The sequence below is a fragment of the Shinella zoogloeoides genome (genome assembly GCF_022682305.1).
GTDB lineage: Bacteria > Pseudomonadota > Alphaproteobacteria > Rhizobiales > Rhizobiaceae > Shinella > Shinella zoogloeoides_B.
The window spans coordinates 652,731-673,912 of record NZ_CP093528.1; the positions used below are offsets into that span (position 1 = coordinate 652,731).

At 66.4% G+C, this 21,182-nt stretch carries 20 protein-coding genes; 10 read left to right on the top strand and 10 right to left on the bottom strand.

The annotated features are described in order from the left end of the window. Window positions 1–22 precede the first annotated feature (22 nt). Both MOE34_RS03185 and lpxK read left to right on the top strand, forming a co-directional pair. On the top strand, window positions 23–757 hold the full coding sequence (locus MOE34_RS03185; protein WP_242220939.1) for an HAD family hydrolase: 735 nt from the start codon (window positions 23–25) through the stop codon (window positions 755–757). A gap of 264 nt (window positions 758–1,021) precedes the next feature. Further along, window positions 1,022–2,062, top strand: coding sequence for a tetraacyldisaccharide 4'-kinase (gene lpxK / locus MOE34_RS03190; RefSeq protein WP_242220941.1), 1,041 nt, complete (start codon window positions 1,022–1,024; stop codon window positions 2,060–2,062). Window positions 2,063–2,069: 7 nt separating this feature from the next. Here lpxK and MOE34_RS03195 read toward each other — a convergent pair whose 3' ends face one another. The 6 genes from MOE34_RS03195 to MOE34_RS03220 all read right to left on the bottom strand — a co-directional run bounded on the left by MOE34_RS03195 (window position 2,070) and on the right by MOE34_RS03220 (window position 8,284). Continuing rightward, the gene (locus MOE34_RS03195) at window positions 2,070–2,306 is read right to left on the bottom strand and encodes a DUF2093 domain-containing protein (protein ID WP_160785405.1); all 237 of its coding nucleotides are present in this window, start codon (window positions 2,304–2,306) and stop codon (window positions 2,070–2,072) included. Window positions 2,307–2,376: 70 nt separating this feature from the next. Beyond that, window positions 2,377–4,173: a DNA mismatch repair endonuclease MutL gene (gene mutL, locus MOE34_RS03200; RefSeq protein WP_242220944.1), complete on the bottom strand. Its 1,797-nt coding sequence runs from the start codon at window positions 4,171–4,173 to the stop codon at window positions 2,377–2,379. Window positions 4,174–4,359: 186 nt separating this feature from the next. Beyond that, window positions 4,360–5,556 (bottom strand): iron-sulfur cluster carrier protein ApbC, encoded by a 1,197-nt coding sequence (gene apbC / locus MOE34_RS03205; RefSeq protein ID WP_242220946.1) that lies wholly within the window; start codon window positions 5,554–5,556, stop codon window positions 4,360–4,362. A gap of 112 nt (window positions 5,557–5,668) precedes the next feature. Then, on the bottom strand, window positions 5,669–6,424 hold the full coding sequence (locus MOE34_RS03210; protein WP_242220947.1) for a helix-turn-helix transcriptional regulator: 756 nt from the start codon (window positions 6,422–6,424) through the stop codon (window positions 5,669–5,671). Window positions 6,425–6,500: 76 nt separating this feature from the next. Continuing rightward, window positions 6,501–7,232 (bottom strand): helix-turn-helix transcriptional regulator, encoded by a 732-nt coding sequence (locus tag MOE34_RS03215; RefSeq protein ID WP_242220949.1) that lies wholly within the window; start codon window positions 7,230–7,232, stop codon window positions 6,501–6,503. Between the two features lie 263 nt (window positions 7,233–7,495). Next, window positions 7,496–8,284 (bottom strand): IclR family transcriptional regulator, encoded by a 789-nt coding sequence (locus MOE34_RS03220; RefSeq protein WP_242220951.1) that lies wholly within the window; start codon window positions 8,282–8,284, stop codon window positions 7,496–7,498. 118 nt (window positions 8,285–8,402) lie between these two features. On the opposite strand from MOE34_RS03220, the gene MOE34_RS03225 reads away from it, so the two are divergent. The 4 genes from MOE34_RS03225 to MOE34_RS03240 are packed head-to-tail and all read left to right on the top strand — an operon-like array spanning window position 8,403 to window position 11,626. Then, window positions 8,403–9,164 (top strand): SDR family NAD(P)-dependent oxidoreductase, encoded by a 762-nt coding sequence (locus MOE34_RS03225; protein ID WP_242220953.1) that lies wholly within the window; start codon window positions 8,403–8,405, stop codon window positions 9,162–9,164. Continuing rightward, entirely contained in the window at window positions 9,164–10,093 is a 930-nt protein-coding gene (locus MOE34_RS03230) for a 2-dehydro-3-deoxygalactonokinase (protein WP_242220955.1), read from the top strand. Before MOE34_RS03225 ends, MOE34_RS03230 begins: the two co-directional genes overlap by 1 nt. 13 nt (window positions 10,094–10,106) lie before the next feature. Beyond that, a complete protein-coding gene (locus tag MOE34_RS03235) occupies window positions 10,107–10,745 on the top strand; it encodes a 2-dehydro-3-deoxy-6-phosphogalactonate aldolase (protein WP_242220957.1) in 639 nt (212 codons plus the stop codon). Then, window positions 10,742–11,626, top strand: a complete 885-nt coding sequence (locus MOE34_RS03240; protein WP_242220959.1) for an SMP-30/gluconolactonase/LRE family protein — start codon at window positions 10,742–10,744, stop codon at window positions 11,624–11,626. Before MOE34_RS03235 ends, MOE34_RS03240 begins: the two co-directional genes overlap by 4 nt. Here MOE34_RS03240 and MOE34_RS03245 read toward each other — a convergent pair. After that, window positions 11,616–11,834 (bottom strand): hypothetical protein, encoded by a 219-nt coding sequence (locus MOE34_RS03245; RefSeq protein WP_242220961.1) that lies wholly within the window; start codon window positions 11,832–11,834, stop codon window positions 11,616–11,618. The genes MOE34_RS03240 and MOE34_RS03245 overlap by 11 nt on opposite strands. On the opposite strand from MOE34_RS03245, the gene MOE34_RS03250 reads away from it, so the two are divergent. After that, window positions 11,827–12,492, top strand: a complete 666-nt coding sequence (locus MOE34_RS03250) for a PRC-barrel domain-containing protein (RefSeq protein ID WP_242220962.1) — start codon at window positions 11,827–11,829, stop codon at window positions 12,490–12,492. The genes MOE34_RS03245 and MOE34_RS03250 overlap by 8 nt on opposite strands. 64 nt (window positions 12,493–12,556) lie before the next feature. Here the strand turns inward: MOE34_RS03250 and MOE34_RS03255 are convergent, their stop codons facing one another. The 3 genes from MOE34_RS03255 to MOE34_RS03265 form a co-directional block, all read right to left on the bottom strand. After that, complete coding sequence (locus MOE34_RS03255; RefSeq protein ID WP_242220964.1) at window positions 12,557–12,892, bottom strand: PilZ domain-containing protein; 336 nt, start codon at window positions 12,890–12,892, stop codon at window positions 12,557–12,559. A gap of 115 nt (window positions 12,893–13,007) precedes the next feature. Next, entirely contained in the window at window positions 13,008–14,363 is a 1,356-nt protein-coding gene (locus tag MOE34_RS03260) for a putative bifunctional diguanylate cyclase/phosphodiesterase (protein ID WP_242220966.1), read from the bottom strand. 135 nt (window positions 14,364–14,498) lie between these two features. Continuing rightward, window positions 14,499–16,238: a response regulator gene (locus tag MOE34_RS03265; protein WP_242220972.1), complete on the bottom strand. Its 1,740-nt coding sequence runs from the start codon at window positions 16,236–16,238 to the stop codon at window positions 14,499–14,501. 332 nt (window positions 16,239–16,570) lie between these two features. Here MOE34_RS03265 and MOE34_RS03270 point away from each other — a divergent pair, with 332 nt between their 5' ends. The 3 genes from MOE34_RS03270 (at window position 16,571) to MOE34_RS03280 (ending at window position 20,930) form a co-directional block, all read left to right on the top strand. Continuing rightward, window positions 16,571–17,554, top strand: a complete 984-nt coding sequence (locus MOE34_RS03270) for a magnesium transporter CorA family protein (protein WP_431522407.1) — start codon at window positions 16,571–16,573, stop codon at window positions 17,552–17,554. A 14-nt stretch (window positions 17,555–17,568) separates the two neighbouring features. Then, window positions 17,569–19,470, top strand: coding sequence for a potassium transporter Kup (locus MOE34_RS03275; RefSeq protein ID WP_242220974.1), 1,902 nt, complete (start codon window positions 17,569–17,571; stop codon window positions 19,468–19,470). Between the two features lie 311 nt (window positions 19,471–19,781). Beyond that, window positions 19,782–20,930 (top strand): cell wall hydrolase, encoded by a 1,149-nt coding sequence (locus tag MOE34_RS03280; protein WP_242220975.1) that lies wholly within the window; start codon window positions 19,782–19,784, stop codon window positions 20,928–20,930. Window positions 20,931–21,182 lie beyond the last annotated feature (252 nt).

Consider the following 21,182-nt stretch of genomic DNA (forward strand, 5'->3'; position numbering starts at 1 on the left):
AGACTTCCCGAAAGGACAGGGTATGACCAAGGCAGCGACGATCTCCGGCATCCTCTTCGACAAGGACGGTACGCTGCTCGACTATGCCAAAAGCTGGGTGCCGGTGAACTACGAGCTTGCCCGCATCGCTGCCGCGGGAGACGAGGCCCTTGCCCGCAAGCTGCTGGTCGCGGGCGGCATGGACCCGGATACCGGCTACGTCACCCCGGACAGTCTGCTTGCCGCCGGCAACACCGTGGAGATCGCCGAAGGCCTCGTCGCCGCCGGTGCGCCCTTCACGGTCGCGGCGCTGGCCGAGCGCTTCGACGGGCTCTTTGCCAATTCCGCCCAGCTCGCCGTCGCCGTCACGGACCTTGCCCGCTTCTTCGCCACCATGCACGAGCGCGGCTACTGGCTCGGCGTTGCCTCCAGCGACAACGAGGCCTCGATCCGCGCGACCGCGAAGCGCTTCGGCTTCGATGGCTACCTGCACTATGTCGCCGGCTATGACAGCGGTTTCGGCACCAAGCCGGAGCCGGGCATGGTCCTCGGCTTCTGCGCCGCGACGGGCCTCGAGCCGCATCAGGTCGCCGTCGTCGGCGACAACAACCACGACCTTCATATGGGCCGCAATGCCGGCGCTGGCCTCACCGTCGCGGTGCTGACGGGAACCGGCTCGCGCGCCTCCCTGTCGGACGCCTCCGACCATTGCCTCAACGACATCACCGAGCTTCTGCCGCTCCTTCCGGCCGCGGCGGTGGCGCGCCCGGCGGCGTGAACAGGCTGCCTCGCCCCTCATCCGCCTGCCGGCACCTTCTCCCCGCAAGCGGGGAGAAGGGACAAGCTGCCCTGGCTTCCTTTCAGTCTTTTGTTTCTGGTGAAAACCGTGCCTCGGCCTCCTTCTCCCCGCCTGCGGGGAGAAGGTCGCGGCAGCGGGATGAGGGGCGACACTCCACAGGCAAGTTCCTGCAGTTGATTTTCCTCAAGTTCTCGCGTTTCTTGGGTCGCAACGGACCGGGCAGGGACGCCCGCGGGGGATCGAATGGTAAGTGAAGCGCCACCCTTCTGGTGGACGAAGCCGGATTGGCGGGCCTATGCGCTCTGGCCCGTCTCGCGGCTTTACGGCCTCGTGGCCGGCCGGCGCATGCGCAAGGCCCGCCGCGTCGACGTGCCGGTGCCGGTCATCTGCGTCGGCAATTTCACGGTGGGCGGGGCCGGCAAGACGCCGACCGCCATCGCCATCGCCCGTGCCGCCAAGGCGCGGGGTCTGAAACCCGGTTTCCTCTCGCGCGGTTACGGCGGCGCACTTGACGTGACCACCGTCGTCGACCCGCACCACCATCGCGCCCGCGCTGTCGGCGACGAGCCGCTGCTGCTCGCCCGCGAAGCGCTGACCGTCATTTCGCGCAAGCGCGCCAAGGGCGCGATGAAGCTGGTGGAGGAGGGCGCCGACCTCATCATCATGGACGACGGCTTCCAGAGCGCGCAGCTCACCTTCGATTATGCGCTGCTCGTCATCGACACGCGCCGCGGCATCGGCAACGGCCATCTGGTGCCGAGCGGCCCGGTCCGCGCGCCGCTCGGCGAGCAGATGCGGCAGGCGAGCGCCCTGCTGGCCATCGGCGACGGCGACGCGGCGGACCGGCTGATCCGTCAGGCGGCACGCGCCGGCAAGGCGATCCACCCTGCAACGCTCGTCACCGTCGGGGCGGAAGACCTGAAGGACCAGGTCGTCATGGCCTGGTCGGGCATCGCCGACAACGAGAAGTTCTTCCGCACGGTCAACGAGACCGGCGCACATCTCTACGTCACGCGCAGCTTCCCCGATCACCATTATCTCAGCGACGACGAGGTGGAGGAGATCCTCGACCATGCCGAAGCGCTCGGCTACCAGCTGCTGACCACGGCGAAGGACAGCGTGCGGCTCGGCGGCGGCCACGGCCGGTCGGAGGAACTGAAGGAGAAGAGCAGGGTGATCGAAGTGGAAATCCGCTTTGACGACCCGAAGGGGCCGGATGCGATCATCGATGCGGCGATCGACAATGCACGGCGGCGCAAGCTGCGCCGGCTGGCGGAGAAATAAGGCAGGCTTATTTCTTCTGGTTCGGCAACACACCCGCGCGCTTTTCCGCGTCGAGCGATGCAGCACAGCTCACATAGGCTTCCTGCCGGGCGACGCTCCAGTAGCGCAGCTCGTCCACCGGCACCGTTTCGCCGGTCATCGCGCAGATGACATGGGTGCCGGGCATCAGGATCTGGAAATCGCCGTCGAGATAGCGGATCTTCGCTTCACGGCTGCCGCCGCGGCCTTCCAAACGGTTCATCATCGATCTCAGTATCCGCCTCAAAAACGTCTCGCCCTGCAATATCGCGGTAAGGCCTAAATTTCCAGCCTTTTCAGCTCCGGCCGAACAGCCGCTCGATATCGGAAAGCTTCAGCTCGATATAGGTCGGGCGCCCATGGTTGCACTGGCCGGAGCCGGGCGTCGCCTCCATCTGGCGCAGCAGCGCGTTCATTTCCTCCGGCCGCATGCGCCGGCCCGAGCGCACCGAGCCGTGGCAGGCCATGGTGGCGGCGAGATATTCGAGCTTGGCTTTCAGGCCGCTCGCCGTGTCCCATTCGGCAAGCTCGTCGGCAAGCTGGCGGATGAGGCCGGCCGCATCCATCTCGCCCAGCATGGCCGGCGTCTCGCGCACGGCGACAGCGCCGGGACCGAAACGCTCGATGCCGAGGCCGAGCGTCGCGAATTCCTCGGCATGGGCGACCAGCCGGTCGCAATCGTCTTCCGGCAGGTCGATGATCTCGGGGATGAGCAGCGCCTGCGCCGGCACGGCGCGCGAATGCAGCGCGTTGCGCATCGCCTCGAAGACCAGGCGTTCATGCGCGGCATGCTGGTCGACGATGACCAGCCCGTCTTCCGTCTGTGCGACGATGTAGTTCTCGTGAAGCTGCGCGCGCGCCGCGCCGAGCGGGTGGCGCTGCGGCGGCTCTTCCTCGCGGACGGAGGGGGTGAAGACCGGCTCGCTGCGCGCCGAGGGCGTGGCGAATTCGGCAAAGCCCGCCTGCGTTTCGCGGAAGGATGCCGCCGGGGAGGCGGCCTCGAAGGGGCGGTAGGGGGAGGCGGAAGGCGTCCAGGGCGCGGCGGGGCGCTGCGCTTCCGGCCGGAAGGCGCGCATCAGGCCGCTGGCGCCCGTCGTCGCGGCGCGGTCGCCTTCGCGGGCCAGCGCCTCGCGGATCGCGCCGATGATGAGACCGCGCACGAGACCCGGGTCGCGGAAGCGCACATCCGATTTCGCCGGATGCACGTTGACGTCGACCAGCGCCGGGTCGATGTCGATGGAAAGCACCGCGACGGGGTAGCGCCCATGCGGGATGGTCTCGGCATAGGCGGCGCGCAGCGCGGACCAGATCAGCTTGTCCTGCACCGGCCGCCCGTTGACGAAGGCGAACTGATTGAGGCTGTTGCCGCGGTTGAAAGTCGGCACGCCGGCAAAGCCGGTCAGCCGCACGCCCTCCCGTTCGGCATCGATCTCGATGGCGTTGTCGCGGAAATCACGGCCGAGCACCTGCGCGATACGGGCAAGCCGGTCCTCGCCGGTCGCGGGAAATTCCAGCGTCGTGCGGTCGGAGCCTGACAGTACGAAGCGCACATGCGGGAAGGCGATCGCCATGCGCCGCACCACGTCCGAGATCGCCGAAGCCTCGGCCTTCTCGCTCTTGAGGAACTTGAGGCGGGCGGGGGTGGCGAAGAAGAGGTCGCGCACCTCGACCACGGTGCCGCGATTGGCCGCGGCGGGGCGCACCGGCGCCACCTTGCCGCCCGTCACGCTGATCTCCGCCCCTTCGCCGGCTTCCGCCGTGCGGCTTAGCAGCGAGAGCTTCGCCACCGAACCGATGGAGGGCAGGGCCTCGCCGCGAAAGCCCAGCGTGCGGATGTCGAGGAGGTCGGTGTCGAGCTTGGAGGTGCAGTGCCGGCGGATCGCCATTTCCAGATCGACGGGAGCCATGCCGCCGCCATTGTCGGTGACGCGCAGCAGGGTCTTGCCGCCGCCGGCCGTCGCGATCTCGATGCGCGTCGCGCCCGCGTCCAACGCGTTCTCGATCAGCTCCTTGGCGGCGCTGGCCGGCCGTTCGATCACTTCGCCGGCCGCGATCTGGTTGATGAGGGTTTCGGAAAGCTGCCTGATGGTCATGGCGTCATTTTCGCGGATTCGCCCGCCGCCCGCCAGTGGGGGCGGCAGCTTATGCAGGGGCAATCCTGCAACCTCTCTTCCGTCATCCCCGGGCTTGTCCCGGGGATCTACGGCGTTTCTGTTTTCGATGCGTCAGCAGATCCTCGGGACAAGCCCGAGGATGACGGAAGGGAAGCGTGAGGGTTCTCACTCGAACACGATGGCCGGCGCGCCGCGCGTGCCCTTGCCCTGCACCGCCTCAAGCTCCTGCCAGACGCGCGTGGCGATGGCGCGGTAGATCTTCGCCGCCGCGCCGTCCGGGTTGGAGACGACGACCGGCGTGCCGGCATCGGAGGTCTCGCGGATATCCATGGTCAACGGCATCTCGCCGAGGAAGGGCACGCCGATGCGCTCGGCCTCCTTGCGCGCGCCGCCATGGCCGAAGATGTCGTAGCGGTTGCCGGTGTCGGGGGCGATGAAATAGCTCATGTTCTCGACGATGCCGAGCACCGGCACCTCGACTTTGCTGAACATGTTGAGGCCCTTGCGCGCGTCGATGAGGGCAAGGTCCTGCGGGGTGGAGACGATGACGGCGCCGGCGAGCGGCACCTGCTGGGCCATGGTGAGCTGCGCATCGCCCGTGCCCGGCGGCATGTCGACCACGAGCACGTCGAGATCGCCCCAGGCGACCTCGCGCAGCATCTGCATCAGCGCCGACTGGATCATCGGCCCGCGCCAGATCATCGCCACTTCCTCGTCAACGAGGAAGCCCATGGACATGACCTTGATGCCGTAATTCTCCATCGGCTTGATCATGCGGCCTTCGAGCTGCTGCGGCCGGCCGGAAATCTTGAGGAGGCGCGGCATCGAGGGGCCGTAGATGTCGGCATCGAGAATGCCGACGCGAAGGCCGTTCGCCTTCAGCGCCAGAGCAAGGTTCACCGAGGTCGTCGACTTTCCGACGCCGCCCTTGCCCGAGGCGACGGCGATGATGGCGTTAACGCCGGGAATGCCGGATTTCGCCCGCTGCTGCGGCTGGCCGGGTGCGGCATGCGCGTGGCCCGCGTGATTGTGGCCCGCATGGTCATGCGCGGTGCCGCGGCCGGGCGGCGGCGGGGAGGGCGCGCGGGCGGCGGCGGGGCCGGAAGCGGCGCGCTTGTCCGCCGTCAGCGCCACCATGGCGGCCTTGATGCCGGGGATTTCCTTGACGACGCGCTCGGCGGCGGCGCGCATCGGGTCGAGTTCGCGGGCGCGCTCGGCCGGCACCGTGATGGAGAAATAGGCCTTGCCGTCGGAGATGAAGACATCCGAGACGAGGCCGAGATCGACGATATTGCCGTCCATCTCCGGCCCGCGCACCGTGCGCAATCGTTCCAGCACCTGTTCCTTGCTTACATCCGTCATGAAACCCTCGATCAATCCCGTCGCGGCACGGCCGCTGCCTCTTCCGTAGATAGTGTACGGAAAGGCCGCCGCCAAACGAATTTACCTGCGACGGGAAGCAGCAGCCTTGCGGCTAGGCGATCAGCCCGCGGCGGATGGCCTTCACCACGGCCTGGGTGCGGTTGACCGCCTCCAGCTTGCGCGTGACCTGGTTGAGGTAGTGGTTCACCGTATGCTCGGAAAGGCCGAGGATCTCGGCGATCTCCAGGCTCGTCTTGCCCGCCGCCGTCCAGGAAAGGCACTGGATCTCGCGGTCGGTGAGCACCACCTGGCCGGATTTCCAGGCCGAGCCGATCTCGGCCAGCCGGTTGAAGAGATGGACGGAGATCATTTGCAGCATCAGGCGTTCGTCGCGGCCGAGCGAGGCGCTGTCCCCGCCCCAGACGACGGCGCCGCGGTTGCCGAGCGCGTCGTGTACCGGGAAGAAGTGGCCGACCAGCATGCCGTGGTTGGTCATGAGGGCGAGCAGCTCGCTGAAATCGGCCTGCTCGGAGGATTCGCCGATCCATTCCCGCATGTCGTAGGAAAAGGGAACAGTGGTCAGCCGCAGCTTGCGGATGCCGGCGCTGTGGCGGACCATGCGCAGCGCGTCGTATTTGGCGAGGACTTCCTGCGGCCAGTTGCTGACGATGGAATAGGCGGACAGCTTTTCCGCCTCGAAGCCGGGCAGGGTGAAGACGACGAAGTACTTGAGGCCGTATTCCTCGCACTTGCGCCGCATGTAGCGCACGATGTCGAACTGCGTCTCGAGGGCGGCGATTTCCGCGCCTTCGTCCTGAAGCTGGTTCTCGCTCCTGCTGGTCTCGTCGGCCGTCATGGTGCCCCGCATCGGTTGTTCCTCGTCTTCAAGCAAATGGAGCGGGACCGCACGCATTCCAGAAAATTGCTTGGCTTGTGATTATGCATCAGTTCAAAAGTCCGGCGCGGATCGCCTTGGCGACCGCCTGAACCCGGTTGACCGCGTCGAGCTTGCGCGTCGCGCGGTTCAGGTAGTGATTGACGGTATATTCGGAGAGGCCGAGGATTTCGGACATTTCCATGCTGGTCTTGCCGGCCGAGGCCCAGGACAGGCACTCGATCTCGCGGCGTGAGAGCGAGACGGCCTGCCGGTCGCCGGCGCGCAGTTCGAGGACCTGGGTGAAGACGGTGTTGGCCAGTGCATTGAGCTCGGCCATCTCGCGCGGGGTCAGCGCCTCGCGCGTGCCGCCGAAGGCCAGTGCGCCGCGAAGGCCCGCCGAATTGTGCGCCGGGAAATAGGCGCCGCGCGACAGGCCATGCCGCTGGAAGAGATCGGCGGCGATGGCCGCCTTGCCGTCTGCGCGGCGGCGGTTGGTGCCGTCCGCGTCGTAGGTGAAGGGATTGGTGCTCTGGCGCAGGTGCTCGATGACCGGGCTGCCGAAGATGAGGCCGGCATGATCGTAGGTCCTGAGCATCTCGTCCGGCCAGGACGTCAGCAGCACGTTGGAGGAGAAATCCGTCGAGGTTTCGGAGGGGACGTTGATCAGGAGATAGCCGCGGAACCCGTGGCGCCGGACGATACCGTCAAGGGCCTCGACAATGTCGTCCTGCGAGCCGGAGGTGTCCGCCCCCCAGGCATTCGGGAATCGCGCCGATGTCGTGTGGAATCGATCCGCCATATTCAACTTCCTTCAGCAATGCACGCGCCCGTGCGGCAGAATCTGCCCGCACAATGCACTTGCCCGCCTCAGGAACCCCCGTATCCCAATGCAAGTCTTTTCGAAAACCGCGCCTCAAGTACGCGCAGTGCGACGCAGCCCGCAGGCCGGTCACGCAGAAAGCTAATGGTGGCCCCATCCCACGTCCAGTGTGATTTTCTAATTTACCGTAAAATCGCAAGAGAAGACAACTTCACGGCAGAATGTCCGCTCCCCGGGGCATCCTAGCGTTGCGGGCCGAGCCTTGCCGACAGTTCGCCGGTTATCGCCTCCGCGGCGAGGCGCACATGGGGCGCCCATGCCGCAAGCTGCTCCGGTCCCACCCGGTAGGCCGGCCCGGTCACCGACACGCCGGCGGCAAGCGCGCGGCCCGGATCGACGATCGGCGCGGCGACACAGCGGATGCCCGGCTCGTGCTCTTCCCTGTCGTAGGCGACGCCACAGGCGCGGATATCGGCCAGTTCCGCAAGAAGGGACACGCGGTCGGCAATTGTCTGCGGCGTGAAGCGGCGAAATTCCAATCCGTCCAGCAGCGCGTCGAGCGCGGCGGGAGGGAGCGCCGAAAGCGCGGCCTTGCCGACGCCGGTGCAATAGGCCGGCGAGGCGTTGCCGATCTGCGAGTTCATGCGCACGGCCTGTCGGCTTTCCACCTTGTCGAGATAGATGATCTCGCGCCCGCGCAGCACGCCGAGATGCACGGTCTCGCCGGTCTCCCGGTGCAGCCTGTCGAGATAGGGCGCGGCGACGGCGCGGAACTCGTTGCGCGCCCAGCTCGCCGAGGCGAGCTTGAGGAGGCGCAGGCCCGGCACATAGGCGTGGTCGGGGCGCAGGTCCAGCAGTCCCTCCTGCACGAGATGGGAGAGCTGGCGGTGCAGCGTGCCGCGCGGCTGGCCGCTGACGGCGAGCACATCGGTAAAGCGCATCGGCCGGTCGGAAAGCGCCACCGTTTCCAGTACGGCGATGGCCTTGCCGAGCGTGCCGGTGCCGCCGTCCTCTTCCGTTCCCTTGCGCATGGCATCGCTCCGCCGCTCTCTTGACAGGGACGTATCCTAGCGAAATAATTCCGAATAATCAAACTGTGTTCCAAATATTGGAACTCTAAATATTGGAACTATTGTCGGGAGACAGGCGATGGCGGGCCGCTATCCGGACCTCGCGGGAAAAGGCGTGCTCATCACCGGCGGCGGCTCGGGGATCGGCGCTGCGCTTGTCGCGGGATTTGCGGCCGAGGGCGCGCGTGTCGCCTTCCTCGATATCGCGGAGACGGAGAGTCGCGAACTGGTCGCCTCGCTCGATGGCAAGGCCGAGCATACGCCGCTCTACAGGAAGGTGGACCTGCGCGATATCGACGCCCTGCGCGCGGCCGTCGCACAGGCGGCCGCGGCGCTCGGCGGCATCCGCGTGCTGGTCAACAACGCGGCGCGTGACGACCGGCACGATCTCGAAAACGTCGAGCCGGATTATTGGGACGAGAACCAGGCGGTGAACCTGCGCCATCATTTCTTCGCCGCGCAGGCCGCCGCGCCGCATATGCGCGCGGGCGGCGGCGGTGCGATCGTCGGCTTCTCCTCCATCGCCTTCCTGCTCAACATGGGTGAGCTGCCGGCCTATGCCACCGCCAAGGCCGGCATCATCGGCCTCACCAAGTCGCTCGCCGGCCGTCTCGGCCCGGACAATATCCGCGTCAACGCCATCCTGCCCGGCATGGTGCTGACGGAGCGGCAGAAGCGCCTTTGGGTCGATGGGGACGCCGCCGCCGAGGGTATCGCCCGGCAATGCCTGAAGCGCTCGTTGCTGGCCGAAGACATGGTCGGCCCCTGCCTTTTCCTGGCGTCGGATGTGTCCGCCGCCATCACCGCGCAAACGCTCATCGTCGATGGAGGCATGCTCTGATGACAAGGTCCGCTCCCCAACCCGCCTATGTCGCGGTGGACTGGGGCACTTCCAGCTTCCGTCTCTGGCTGATCGGCAAGGACGGCGGCGTGCTCGCCGAGCGCCGTAGTGCCGAGGGCATGACGGTCGCCGCGCGCACCGGCTTTGCCGAGGTGCTGGCGAGCCATCTCGCCGCCGTTTCCGCGCCCGAGGGCCTGCCTGTGCTGATCTGCGGCATGGCCGGTGCGAAACAGGGCTGGGTCGAGGCCGGCTACCTCGATACGCCCGCCGCGCTATCCGCCATTCCGGCCGCTGCCGTGCGCATTCCCGGGGTCGAGGCGGATATCCGCATCCTGCCCGGTCTTGCCCAGCGCGATGCGGCAGCCCCGGACGTCATGCGCGGCGAGGAGACGCAACTGCTCGGCGCGGCCGGCGAACTCGGCGGCGGCAACCACCTCGTCTGCATGCCCGGCACGCACAGCAAGTGGGTGCGACTATCCGGCGGCAAGGTCGAGGGCTTCTCCACCTTCATGACCGGCGAGCTTTTCGAGGCCGTCGCGAAGCACACCATCCTCAGCCACGCCATCGCCGAGGCCGGCGCGGTCCCCGGCGACAGCGCCGCCTTCCGCACCGCCGTGAAGCGCATGGTGGAAAACCCGGCGCTGGCGACGAGCCAGCTCTTCTCCGTGCGCGCCGGTTCGCTGATCGCGGGCCTTTCGCCGGAAGACGCCCGGGCGCGGCTGTCGGGCACGCTCATCGGGCTGGAGATCGCCGGTGCGCTGTCGATGGTCGCCGAGGGCACGCCGGTGGCGCTCGTCGTCTCGGGCGGGCTTGGCGCGCTCTACAGGCAGGCGCTTGCCGCCGCCGGCCTCTCCCCCTCTGTCATCGATGCCGATACCGCCGTGCGAAACGGCCTTGCCGCGGGCGCCAGGGCGCTCTGGTCCCTCTGAGAAAGCGAGAACAATGAGCCGCATTCCCTTCCCCCCCATGAAATATCCCCTGATCGCCATCCTGCGCGGCCTGAAGCCCGCGGAAACGGAGGCGGTCGTCGGCGCGCTGATCGAAACCGGCTTCACCGCCATCGAGATCCCGCTGAATTCGCCCGAGCCGTTCCAGTCGATCGGGATCGCCGCGAAGCTCGCACCCGAAGGCTGCCTGATCGGCGCTGGCACAGTGCTGACGGTCGCCGATGTCAACCGCCTCGACGAGGTCGGCGGCCGGCTGATGGTCAGCCCGAATGTCGAGCCTGACGTCATCTCCACTGCTGCCGCCAAGGGCATGGTGACGATGCCCGGCGTCTTCACCCCGACGGAGGCGCTTGCCGCCGCGCGCGCCGGCGCGACGGGCCTGAAATTCTTCCCCGCCAGCGTGCTCGGCCCCGCCGGCATCCAGGCGATCCGCGCGGTGCTGCCGGCCGAGTTGGAGATCGCCGCCGTCGGCGGCGTGTCGGAAAGGAATTTCGGCGACTATGCCGCCATCGGCATCCGCAGCTTCGGCCTCGGCTCCAGCCTCTACAAGCCGGGCATGAGCGCCGCCGACGTGCGCGTCCGCGCCCGAGCCACGCTCGAAGCCTATGACGCCGTCTACGGAGCGGGCCGATGACCGCGACTCATTCCTTCTCCGGCCGCACGCTCTGCGACGTGGACTGCCAGCTCGGGGAAGGCCCGACCTACGACCCGGCGAGCGGGAAGGCCTTCTGGTTCGATATCAAGGGCCAGAAGCTGCACGAACTCCACCTCGCGACGATGGCGAAGGTCGTGCACGACCTGCCGTTCCTCGGCAGCGTGCTGGCCGTCGTCGATGCCGGGCGCCAGCTTGTCGTTTCCGACAAGGGCCTCTTCATCCGCACCGTCGCCGATGGCGCGCTCGCGCCCTTCGTCACGCTGGAGGACAACGCGGCGAACCGCTCCAACGATGGGCGCGTGCACCCCTCCGGCGCGCTCTGGGCGAGCACGATGGGGCGCAATGCGGAAAAGCATTCGGGCGCGATCTACCATGTCGCCGGAGACCGGGTGACCAGGCTCTTCTCCAACATCACCATCCCGAACAGCATCTGCTTCTCGCCCGATGGCGCGACCGGCTATTTCATCGATTCCGATGTCAACCGGCTGATGAAGGTGGCGCTCGATCCGAAGACGGGCCTGCCCTCGGGAGAACTTTCCATCCTCAGCGATGAGAGCGGAACGCCGGGCGATGTCGACGGGTCGGTCTGCGATGCGGACGGGCTGATCTGGAACGCCCGCTGGGGCGCGGGCGCGGTCGAGGTTTACAAGCCGGACGGCACGAAGGTGGCGCGCCATCTCGTTCCCGCCTCGCAGTCGAGCTGCCCGGCCTTCATCGGCGAAAAGGCCGACCGGCTGCTGGTGACCTCCGCCTGGGCGGGCATGGACGCTGCGGCGCGCCTTGCCGATCCCCATGCCGGCCAGACCTTCGAGCTGGGCGTTGCGGTCAAGGGACGCTTCGAGCCGGCCTTCAAGCTCTGATATTCCTGCATGGTTGAAAGGCGCGGCGTTCCGGTTTTCCCGGGAAGGGCCGCGCCTTTTGCATGACTGCGATCAAAAACAGGGCAATTTTCATCGGAACCAAAGCCGGATGTCGTCGTTCCTTGTCCATCAGCCGGTGCGGACGGGCGCTTTCGAAGCCGCCGCGCCTTGATGCCAACGAGACGAAAGGCAGGTTCAAAATGACCAAGACATTTCTTACTTCCGTTGCCGCTGGTGCACTCTTCCTCGGCGCCGCCATGGCGCCGGCGGTTCATGCGCAGGACGCCAGCCAGCCGGCCGCCGGCCAGACCATGGAACAGCCCGGCATGACGGGCGAGGCCGCCAAGGGCACGACCCCGGACGACACGGCGCAGGCCCCCGCGACCACACCCGCCGAGGACACGGCCCAGACGCCGGTGACGCCCGCTGAGGACACCGCGCAGGCTCCGGCCGGTGACGGCACCTATCTGACGGCCCAGTCGGACGAGCAGATCAGCGCCAACACCTATATTGGCCAGGCGGTCTACAACAGCGCCGATGAGAGCATCGGCAAGATCTCCGACCTCATCATGGCAAAGAGCGGCGGCATCGACGCGGCCGTCATCGGCGTCGGCGGTTTCCTGGGTATCGGCGAGAAGTGGCTCGCGGTGCCGTTCGAGAAGATCGCGATCACGCAGGTCCCGGATTCGGACGACGTCAAGCTGACGACCACCGAGACGGCGGAAAGCCTGCAGGCCGCGCCGGAATTCAAGACCAAGGCGCAGCAGGTTGCCGAACGCCAGGCCAACACCCCGGTCGATACCTCGACGACCTCGTCGACGACCGATACGGGCACGGCCCCGGCCACGACCCCGCCGGCCGAATAAGCCCGGCGGTCATCCTGACCTCCAGCCCGGTGGCGATCTCTGCGCCGCCGGGTTTTTTCTTTCGCTAGCGGCGCAGGACCGGCCGAACCTCTTCATGGAAGAAGCGGAAGTAGGAGGAAATCTGCGCCAGCGCGTTGGTGGACAGCTTGTACTGGATGCCGAGGCGGCCATTGGAGTACCAGCGAACGGTGCCGCTGAGGCGGCCCAGCTCCTCGCTCTCCACCGTCACGATCTGGCCGGGCGATATATGGATCGGCGTCTCGATGTCGAAGGCCATTCCCGTTGGGGAGAGATCGACGACGCGGGCGCGCGTCGACTGGTGCATCACCTTCACCGTTGCGAAGATACGGACCCTGGAGCGGTCGTTCCCTCGGACGGGCATATCCTTGATGGTCTGCATTCCTGGCTCCATCCCTCAAAACAATGCCATGGGATGGACGATAGCGGGAACTCTTTGCCGGACAGCTAAATGGATCGGTGCAAATTTAGTGAACTGGCATATTAAGGCACAGGCGTCAGGAAGCGGCGCGGCCTTCGACGCTGACATAGCGGTCGGCAAGGAAGCGCAGGGTGGCGACCGCGTCGGCCGGCTTGCCGTAGAAATAGCCTTGCCCCATGCCGCAGCCGAGCGCCTTCAATTTCAGCGCCTCGGAGAAATCCTCGATGCCCTCGGCGACGACAGCCAGATCGAGGCCCTCGCACATGGCGACGATGGCCTTGATGATGTGCTCGGAGGCCTTGTCGTTGGAGATGCGCGAGACGAAGGCGCGGTCGATCTTCACCTTGTCGAAGGTGAAATCGCGCAGGCGCCCGAGGCTCGACTGGCCGGTGCCGAAATCGTCGAGCGAGATGCGCACGCCCGCCGCCCGCAGTTCGCCCACGATCTTCTGCGCGGTGTCGGCGTCGGTCATCACGGCCGTTTCGGTGATCTCCAGCTCCAGCCGGCGCGGGTCCAGGCCGACGCGGTTGAGGATCGCCAGCGTGTTGAACGCCGTCTTGGGATCCATCAACTGGGCGGAGGAGAGGTTGAAGGAGAGGAAAAGCTCTTTCGGCCAGGACAGGGCCGCTTCCGCCGCCTTGCGCAGCAGTGTATCGGAAAGCGCGTCGATGAAGCCGCGCTCCTCGGCGAGCGGCACGAAGACGGCTGGCGAGACATAGCCGAGATCGGCGTCGCACCAGCGCGCCAGTGCCTCGAAGCCCACCACCGTGTCGTCGCGCAGGCTGACGATCGGCTGGAAGTGCACGTCCACCTCGTTAGCGATGATGGCGTTGCGCAGCGCCTGCTCGAGCTGCGTCGCCCGCTTCATCTCCAGGGCGATTTCCTGGGAATAGACGGTGATCTGGCCGCGGCCCCGGCGTTTCGAGCGGTAGAGCGCGGTATCGGCGCTCTTCAGCAGTTCGGTGAAGTCTTCGCCGGCAAACGGATAGATGGCGAAGCCGAAGGAGGCGGAAAGCCGCACGTTGCGGTCGCCGAGGTCGAAGGGCGCGGACAGCACCTCGCGCAGCATCTGGCCGATCTTCTCCGCGCCCTTGCGCTCGAAGACGAGCGGCAGCACGAAGGCGAACTCGTCGCCGCCATGACGGGTGACGGTCGCGCCGTCGGGAATGCAGGCCTTCAGGCGATGGGCCACCTGGCAGAGGATCTCGTCGCCCGCGCGCGGGCCGAATAGGTCGTTGATGGGTTTGAAGCCGTCGAGATTGGCGATGCCGATGGCAAACGGCGCGGGGTCTTCCTCGCGCTCCTTGGCGATCTGGCGCACCTTGTCGCGCAGCCGGTAGAGATTGCCAAGCCCGGTGAGCGGGTCGGTGTAGGCCATGGCATGAAGGTCAGTCTGGGAAACATCCAGCGCCGCATGATCAGCAGACTTCATCAATGATTTCCCGTACTTGCCCTGCTTTAGACGACAGCCCAAGATGCGACATGACCGTTAACAAATGCATAGCGGGCGATCCCCAGACCTGCCCTCCGCCTCCCCATTTCTAGGGGATTGACCGTCCGTTTCCGGTCAGGCGACGATTTTCTCCAGCCGTGCACCGGCATAGCGGCGGTAGATCACCTCGATCATGTCGGGGCTGACCGGCTTTGTGATGTAGTCGTCCATGCCCGCGTCCAGGCAGTTCTGCATGTCGGCGTTGAGCGCCTGGGCGGTGACGGCGACGATGGGCGTGTGGGTTCCCGTCAGCTTCTCCGCCGCGCGGATTTCCAGCGTCGCGTCGATGCCGTTCATGACGGGCATGGAGATGTCCATCAGGACGAGGCGCGGCTGGTGCTTGCGCCAGAGCGTGACGGCCTCTTCGCCGTTCTCGGCGATGCGGTGCGAGATGCCCATGCCTTCCAAGATCTGCGAGAAGACGAACTGGTTGATCTGGTTGTCCTCGGCGACCAGCACCTCGACGTCGCCAAGGGCGGTCGGCGGCATGCTGGTGATGTCGGTCGCGATGTACCAGTCGTCGGAAAGCGTGGTGGAGGTGAGGATGCCGCCGAGCGGCGATTCGTCGTCGGACAGCAATTCGTGCTCCTCCTCGAGCGCGCGCATGAAGTCCGGCCCGATGCCGTCGGGCGCAATCAGGCAGGTGGTGATGCCGAAGCGGTTTTCCCCGGCACCGCCATGGCCGGGCAGGTTGTCGTCAATGACGACGAGATCGACCGCAAGGCCGCGTGCTTGCGCGAGTGTGAGAAAGGCGTCGTGCTCGGGCATGTCGCGCGCCGCGCAGCAGTCGGCGCCGCGCACCTTGAACTCGCTGACGAGGATATCCGCGATCCGCGGATTGGGCGAGACGACGAGGACGCGCCTGCCCTGGGCGGCCCGAAGCTCTTCCGGCGGAATCTGGTCCAGCAGCAGGTGGCGCTCGGCGTCGCGCACCGGATCGAAGCAGTTCTGCGCCGGCACGAAGCCGCCCGGCACGCGCAGCAGCGCGTCGCCCGCGTCCGCCATGGCCTGTTCGCCGGCGGCGAAGGCCGTCATGTCCTCCATGATGGTCACGACGGCGTGGTGCCCCGGCGCGCCGATCCGGTATTTGCGGGTGACGACGTAGAGATCGGAACCGTCGGCGCGTACGATATGCTCGGCGAGCGTGAAGGGTTCGCCCGTCTCCAGCACCCTGCGGTCGCTCGCCTCGATGCGCCCGGCGCTCTCGGCATCCGCCAGCGCCCAGACCGAGCGGCCGAGGATGCCGTCGGCGGCCGCGTCGTAGATCGCGCAGAACGCCTTGTTGACGGCGATATAGGTGAGGTTGCGGTCCTTGATGACCATGGGCGAGGGCAGGGTCTCGAGGATTTCCTCGGTCAGCGCGATGCGCTCGAGGTCCGAACGCCACTGTTCTTCCTGCTTCTTCTGCTCGGAGACGTCGACGAGGGTGGTGATATTGTAGCCATTCGGCAGGCGGCGCTTGCGGAAATGGACCCAGCGGTCGCGCCCGAGCCGCTCGACGGCGTCGTGCAGCTCGCGCCAATGGGCTGAAATGCGGGTGGAGATCCACTCCTCGCGGTTGGCGGCCTTGCCGCGTTGTTCGGGCGTGATGCCGTAGCGCACGCCGCTGTCGAAGATCGCGCCCAGCACGTCGCGCAGCCGCGTTCCGGGTTGCAGCATCTCGGGGGCGAGGGGGAAGTAGCGCGGGACCTGGCGGCTGGCGAAGACGAGGCGGTCGTCCTTGTCATAGACGATCACGGCCGCGGCGAGGATGTCGCACGCCGCCTCGAACATTCCCAGCCGGATGTGCGCGTCTGACGACGCTACATCATTCATTATGGCAGTCCTCGCCTGTGTCTGGCATTCCGAAAACATGCTGATCGGCACGGAACGCGCCTTGGGACACGGGAATGACAGCGGCCAGCGACGCTGAAATCGTCCACCGGAGGGACCGGTAGGCTTGTGCTCATACAAGCGCTAGGGCACGTTCGCAGCATTTGATTAAAGCCTGATTAAACATGTCGAGCGGCCGGGGCGTCGGCCGGCGGGAGGCGGCCTGCGGCGCGCGCTTGATTTTTATGTTGCGCCGCGCAATATGCGCGGCCGACCGTTGACGGCGGCGTCCAATCAGGAGTGTGAGCGATGGTCCGTTCCGGAGCCACTCGCCGGTGATCACGGTTTTCCGTTCCAATGGCGAGGCGCGCACCCTGCCGGCAGAAGCCGATTCGGCCGCCGTCGAGGCCCTTGCCGCCGCCGTCTGGATCGATCTCGTCGAGCCGGGCCGCGACGAGGAGGCGCTGATCGAGCGGGTCCTCGGCATCGAGGTGCCCACGCGCGACGAACTCAAGGACATCGAGCCGTCGAGCCGCCTCTATACCGACGGCAACGCCGCCTACATGACCGCCTCCCTGATGGTGAAGGCGGAAAGCGACCTGCCGCACCTGACGGACGTCGCCTTCATCCTGACCGCCGGCAAGCTGCTCACAGTGCGCTATGCCGAGCCGCGCTCCTTCGCGCTCTTCAGGAGCGGCATGCCCCGCATTCCCGGCGGCTGTTCCTCGCCGACCGTCATGATCACCCGGCTGCTGGAGACGGTCGCCGACCGCACGGCGGAGATTCTGGAGATCGCCGTCGCCCGCGCCGACAGGCTGTCCCTGGAGGTGTTCGGCGACAACAGGCACCTGTCGCGCCGCCCGCCGCGCTATCTGGAGGACCGGGTGGTGCAGGTCTCGGCGCTGCACCGCCTCGTCGCCAAGACACGGGACAGCCTGATGTCGCTGTCGCGCGTGCTGACCTTCCTGCATGCGCTTCCGGCGCTGCAATCCGACCGCGACAGCCTCGAACTCTGCCGCACGGTGACGCGTGACGTGCAGTCGCTGTCCGAACACGCCGGCTTCGTCGCCGGCAACATCACCTTCCTGCTCGACGCCTCGCTCGGCCTCATCAATCTCGAGCAGAACGCCATCATCAAGATCTTCTCGATCGCCTCCGTCGTGCTGCTTCCGCCGACGCTGATCGCCTCGATCTACGGCATGAACTTCGAATTCATGCCGGAACTGCATGTCGACTACGCCTATCCGCTGACGCTTGCGGCCATGGTGCTGTCGGCCATCCTCCCGTTCTTCTTCTTCCGCTGGAAAGGCTGGCTCTAGAGCCGGATCGCCCGATGCAGTCACACGCTGGTAGCGCACCGAATTCCCACAGCCGGCCGCGCGCGCTGTTCCTCCTCGCCCTCGGCTCTGTCGGCGTCGTCTACGGCGACATCGGCACCAGCCCGCTCTATGCCTTTCGCGAGGCACTGCGGCCCGTCGCCCGTGACGGCGTCGAGCGGGGCGAGATCATCGGCCTCATCTCGCTGATGATCTGGACGCTGACGATCATCGTCACGATCAAGTACGTGCTCTTCCTGCTGCGCGCCGACAACCACGGCGAGGGCGGCACGCTGTCCCTGCTGGCGCTGCTCTCCAAGACCGCCGGCCGGCATGCGGCCATCCTGTTTTTCCTCGGGGCCATCGGCGGCGCGCTCTTCATCGGCGACGCCATGATCACGCCGGCGCTGTCGGTCCTGTCGGCGGTGGAAGGCCTGAAGCTGGTGACGCCGACGCTCGGCGACTATGTGGTACCGATTTCCGTCGTCATTCTCGTCATGCTCTTTGCCGTGCAGTCGCTCGGCACGGCGGCGGTGTCGAAGTTCTTCGGGCCGATCACGGCCGTCTGGTTCATCGTCATGGGGCTTGGCGGCATCAGCCATATCAGTGACGATCTCGGCATCCTCTCGGCCTTCAATCCCTATTACGCCGCCCATTTCATGCTGACCGAAGGCTATGTCGGCCTCGTCGTGCTCGGCGCGGTCTTCCTCACCGTGACCGGGGCGGAAGCGCTCTATGCGGACCTCGGCCATTTCGGCCGCCGGCCGATCCAGTGGGCGTGGTTCTGCCTGGTGTTTCCGGCGCTGACGCTCAACTATCTCGGCCAGGGCGCGCTGGTGCTCGCCCACCCGGAGACCATCGACAATCCCTTCTTCCTGATGTTCCCGAAATGGGCGCTGCTGCCGGTCGTCATTCTCGCCACGGCCGCCACCATCATCGCCAGCCAGGCAGTGATCACCGGCGCCTTCTCGCTGACGCGCCAGGCGATCCATCTCGGCTTCCTGCCGCGCATGGAGATCTTCCATACCTCGGAGACCCAGACCGGCCAGATCTACCTGCCGGGCGTGAACACGGTGCTGCTGCTCGGCGTCATGCTGCTCGTCTTCATCTTCGGCTCCTCCGAGGCCCTGGCGACGGCCTACGGCATCTCCGTCACCGGCGCGATGGTGGTGACGACCGTGCTCGCCTTCGAATTCCTGCGCGCCCGCTGGCGCTGGACGCCGCTCGCCGCCGCCGCCGTTCTTGCGCCGCTCTTCCTGCTGGAACTCACCTTCCTCGGCGCGAACCTTCTGAAGGTTCACGACGGCGGCTACGTGCCCGTCACCATCGCCGCCGCCGTCGTCGTGCTGATGTGGACCTGGACGCGCGGCACGCGCATCCTGCGCGACAAGACCCGCCGCATCGAGGTGCCGCTGCCGGCCTTCGTCAAATCGGTGGAAAAGCAGAGCGCCCATGCGCCCGTCCAGGTCACGGGCACCGCCATCTTCCTGACCAGCGATCCGGATTTCGCCCCGGCCGCGCTGCTGCACAACATCAAGCACAACCATGTTCTGCACGAGCAGAACTTCATCCTGACCGTCAAGACCGCCAACACGCCGCGCGTCATCCCGGCCGAGCGCTTCACGGTGGAGCGCATTTCGGACCGCTTCTCGCGCATCGAGCTGCGCTTCGGCTTCATGGAGACGCAGAACGTGTCGCAGGCGCTCGGCCTCATGCGTAAGGCGGGGCACAAGTTCGACATCATGTCGACCTCGTTCTATCTCGGCCGGCGCAAGCTGGTGCCCGATGCACAGTCCGGCATGCCGATGTGGCAAGACCGCCTGTTCATCGCGCTGGCCAACCTCGCCACCGACCCCTCCGACTACTTCCGCCTGCCGACCAACCGCGTGGTCGAGCTCGGCTCGCATGTCGTCATCTGACGAAAACGTGAAGGGGAGGCGGGAGCCTCCCCCGATCCGGTTTGTCAGCATTAACCAAGCATCAAGGTTAATGCTTCATTTTACCCTGCGAACGAGCCGCTTCAGGCCCGTGCTTCGGCGCGGCCGGCTCCCTACGAACATATCCGGGCAGGAAGGCCCGCCGAGTGTTTTTCGGCGGAAGGGCCTGTGCGCGCATCAGGGTGCGGAGTAGTCAGTTGCGTAAGCGTAGCAGTCGTCATGCAGGTGCAGGCCGCTTTTTCGCGTCTCTCCGGCAGTTCCGGCAAATGTGTGCCGCAGCCTTGCCGCCGGGCGTGCTTGAAACGTCCCGGGAATGGAAAATACCCCTCGCCATCGGTCTCGGCCTCGTCGCGGGCTTTCCGACGCAGGCCGCCCATACGGACCTTGCCACCTATCTCGCCGGCCTCAACCGCAAGGGCGGCAACCAGACCATGGTGCTGACCCGCTCGCCGGCCGGTTCCGTGCACGAGGTCGAGATCGCCTTTGCCGACGCCATGACGACCGGCGGCGTGGAGAACGGGGCAGGGGTGGAGCTTCCGGGCGGCATCAAGGCGGCGCTGCGCAGCGAGCACAAGGGCGAGGGCGCGATTCCCGACGAGGACCGCATCAACCGCCGCGACAAGAAGGGCCGCATCGTCGCCGTCCTGCCCGTCACGCCGCCCAAGGGCTTTGCCGCCGGCTCGATCCTGGAGCGCACCAGCTCGCTCCTCTCGCCTGCCTTCGACAGCGGCGAGCGCATGGCCTTCGCCAAGCCCGATATCAAAGGCAAGGAGATCGCCATCGCCACGGCCTTCTACAAGAAGAAGCCGGTCCACAAGAATCCCGGCGTCTCGCCGATGATCGCCAGCCTCGTTACCAATGAGAAGGCCGATATCCTTGCGACCGCCTATGCGCGCGTCGAGCCGGACTACGCCCGGGAATCGCCCTTCGATTCGATTCTCAAGCCGAAGGAAGAGACCGGCCGTTTCATTCCTGACATCTCGCCGGAGGACCACGCCTGGGCCGCGACTGCGCTGCCGGCCGGGGTCTTCACCGCCAAGGAACAGAAATGCCTTGCCGAAGGCATCTATTTCGAGGCGCGTGGCGAAGAGGTGAAGGGGCAGGCCGCCGTCGCGCAGGTCATCCTCAACCGCGTGCGCAATCCCGCCTATCCGAAAACCATCTGCGGCGTCGTCTACCAGAACGAAAACTGGCGCGGACGCTGCCAGTTCTCCTTCGCCTGCGACCGCATTCCCGACCTGATCCTCTCGCCCTGGCACTGGAAGACCGCCAAGGAGATCGCCATGGCCGTCACGGCCGGTAAGATCTGGATCGACGACGTCGGCTCTTCCACCCACTATCACGCCACCTACGTGAACCCGCCATGGGGCCGGACGATGAAACGTGTTGCCAAGATCGGCAAGCACATCTTCTACCGCACCTATGGCGGCGGCTGGAGCTGAGGGCTTCCGCCGGGGACTTCCGGGGCGCGGTGAGTCCGCGCCCGAGGCCGTGCGATTCCCGGGGCGGAGAGTCGCATTCCATTGTTGATTTCCGGTAATCTATTGATTTTGTTGCCTATTTTTGGTGTTGCGCAAAGCTTCGCCATGCCTTGACTATGCTGGCACCTAAAACTATGTTGCGGCCGACTTCGAAAGGGGTCGGATATGGCTTGAATCCTAGCCTTCAATATGTCCGCAATGGGGCGAAAGCAC

Bases quoted from the DNA above. Each gene is read 5' to 3' on its own strand.
- MOE34_RS03195 (WP_160785405.1), bottom strand. From the start codon at position 2,306: ATGATGAACCGTTTGGAAGGCCGCGGCGGCAGCCGTGAAGCGAAGATC.
- MOE34_RS03235 (WP_242220957.1), top strand. From the start codon at position 10,107: ATGAGCCGCATTCCCTTCCCCCCCATGAAATATCCCCTGATCGCCATC.
- MOE34_RS03260 (WP_242220966.1), bottom strand. From the start codon at position 14,363: ATGAAGTCTGCTGATCATGCGGCGCTGGATGTTTCCCAGACTGACCTT.
- MOE34_RS03220 (WP_242220951.1), bottom strand. From the start codon at position 8,284: ATGCGCAAGGGAACGGAAGAGGACGGCGGCACCGGCACGCTCGGCAAG.
- MOE34_RS03240 (WP_242220959.1), top strand. From the start codon at position 10,742: ATGACCGCGACTCATTCCTTCTCCGGCCGCACGCTCTGCGACGTGGAC.
- MOE34_RS03225 (WP_242220953.1), top strand. From the start codon at position 8,403: ATGGCGGGCCGCTATCCGGACCTCGCGGGAAAAGGCGTGCTCATCACC.
- apbC (WP_242220946.1), bottom strand. From the start codon at position 5,556: ATGACGGATGTAAGCAAGGAACAGGTGCTGGAACGATTGCGCACGGTG.
- lpxK (WP_242220941.1), top strand. From the start codon at position 1,022: ATGGTAAGTGAAGCGCCACCCTTCTGGTGGACGAAGCCGGATTGGCGG.
- MOE34_RS03265 (WP_242220972.1), bottom strand. From the start codon at position 16,238: ATGAATGATGTAGCGTCGTCAGACGCGCACATCCGGCTGGGAATGTTC.
- MOE34_RS03215 (WP_242220949.1), bottom strand. From the start codon at position 7,232: ATGGCGGATCGATTCCACACGACATCGGCGCGATTCCCGAATGCCTGG.
- MOE34_RS03230 (WP_242220955.1), top strand. From the start codon at position 9,164: ATGACAAGGTCCGCTCCCCAACCCGCCTATGTCGCGGTGGACTGGGGC.
- MOE34_RS03185 (WP_242220939.1), top strand. From the start codon at position 23: ATGACCAAGGCAGCGACGATCTCCGGCATCCTCTTCGACAAGGACGGT.
- MOE34_RS03210 (WP_242220947.1), bottom strand. From the start codon at position 6,424: ATGCGGGGCACCATGACGGCCGACGAGACCAGCAGGAGCGAGAACCAG.
- MOE34_RS03255 (WP_242220964.1), bottom strand. From the start codon at position 12,892: ATGCAGACCATCAAGGATATGCCCGTCCGAGGGAACGACCGCTCCAGG.
- MOE34_RS03250 (WP_242220962.1), top strand. From the start codon at position 11,827: ATGACCAAGACATTTCTTACTTCCGTTGCCGCTGGTGCACTCTTCCTC.
- MOE34_RS03275 (WP_242220974.1), top strand. From the start codon at position 17,569: ATGCAGTCACACGCTGGTAGCGCACCGAATTCCCACAGCCGGCCGCGC.
- mutL (WP_242220944.1), bottom strand. From the start codon at position 4,173: ATGACCATCAGGCAGCTTTCCGAAACCCTCATCAACCAGATCGCGGCC.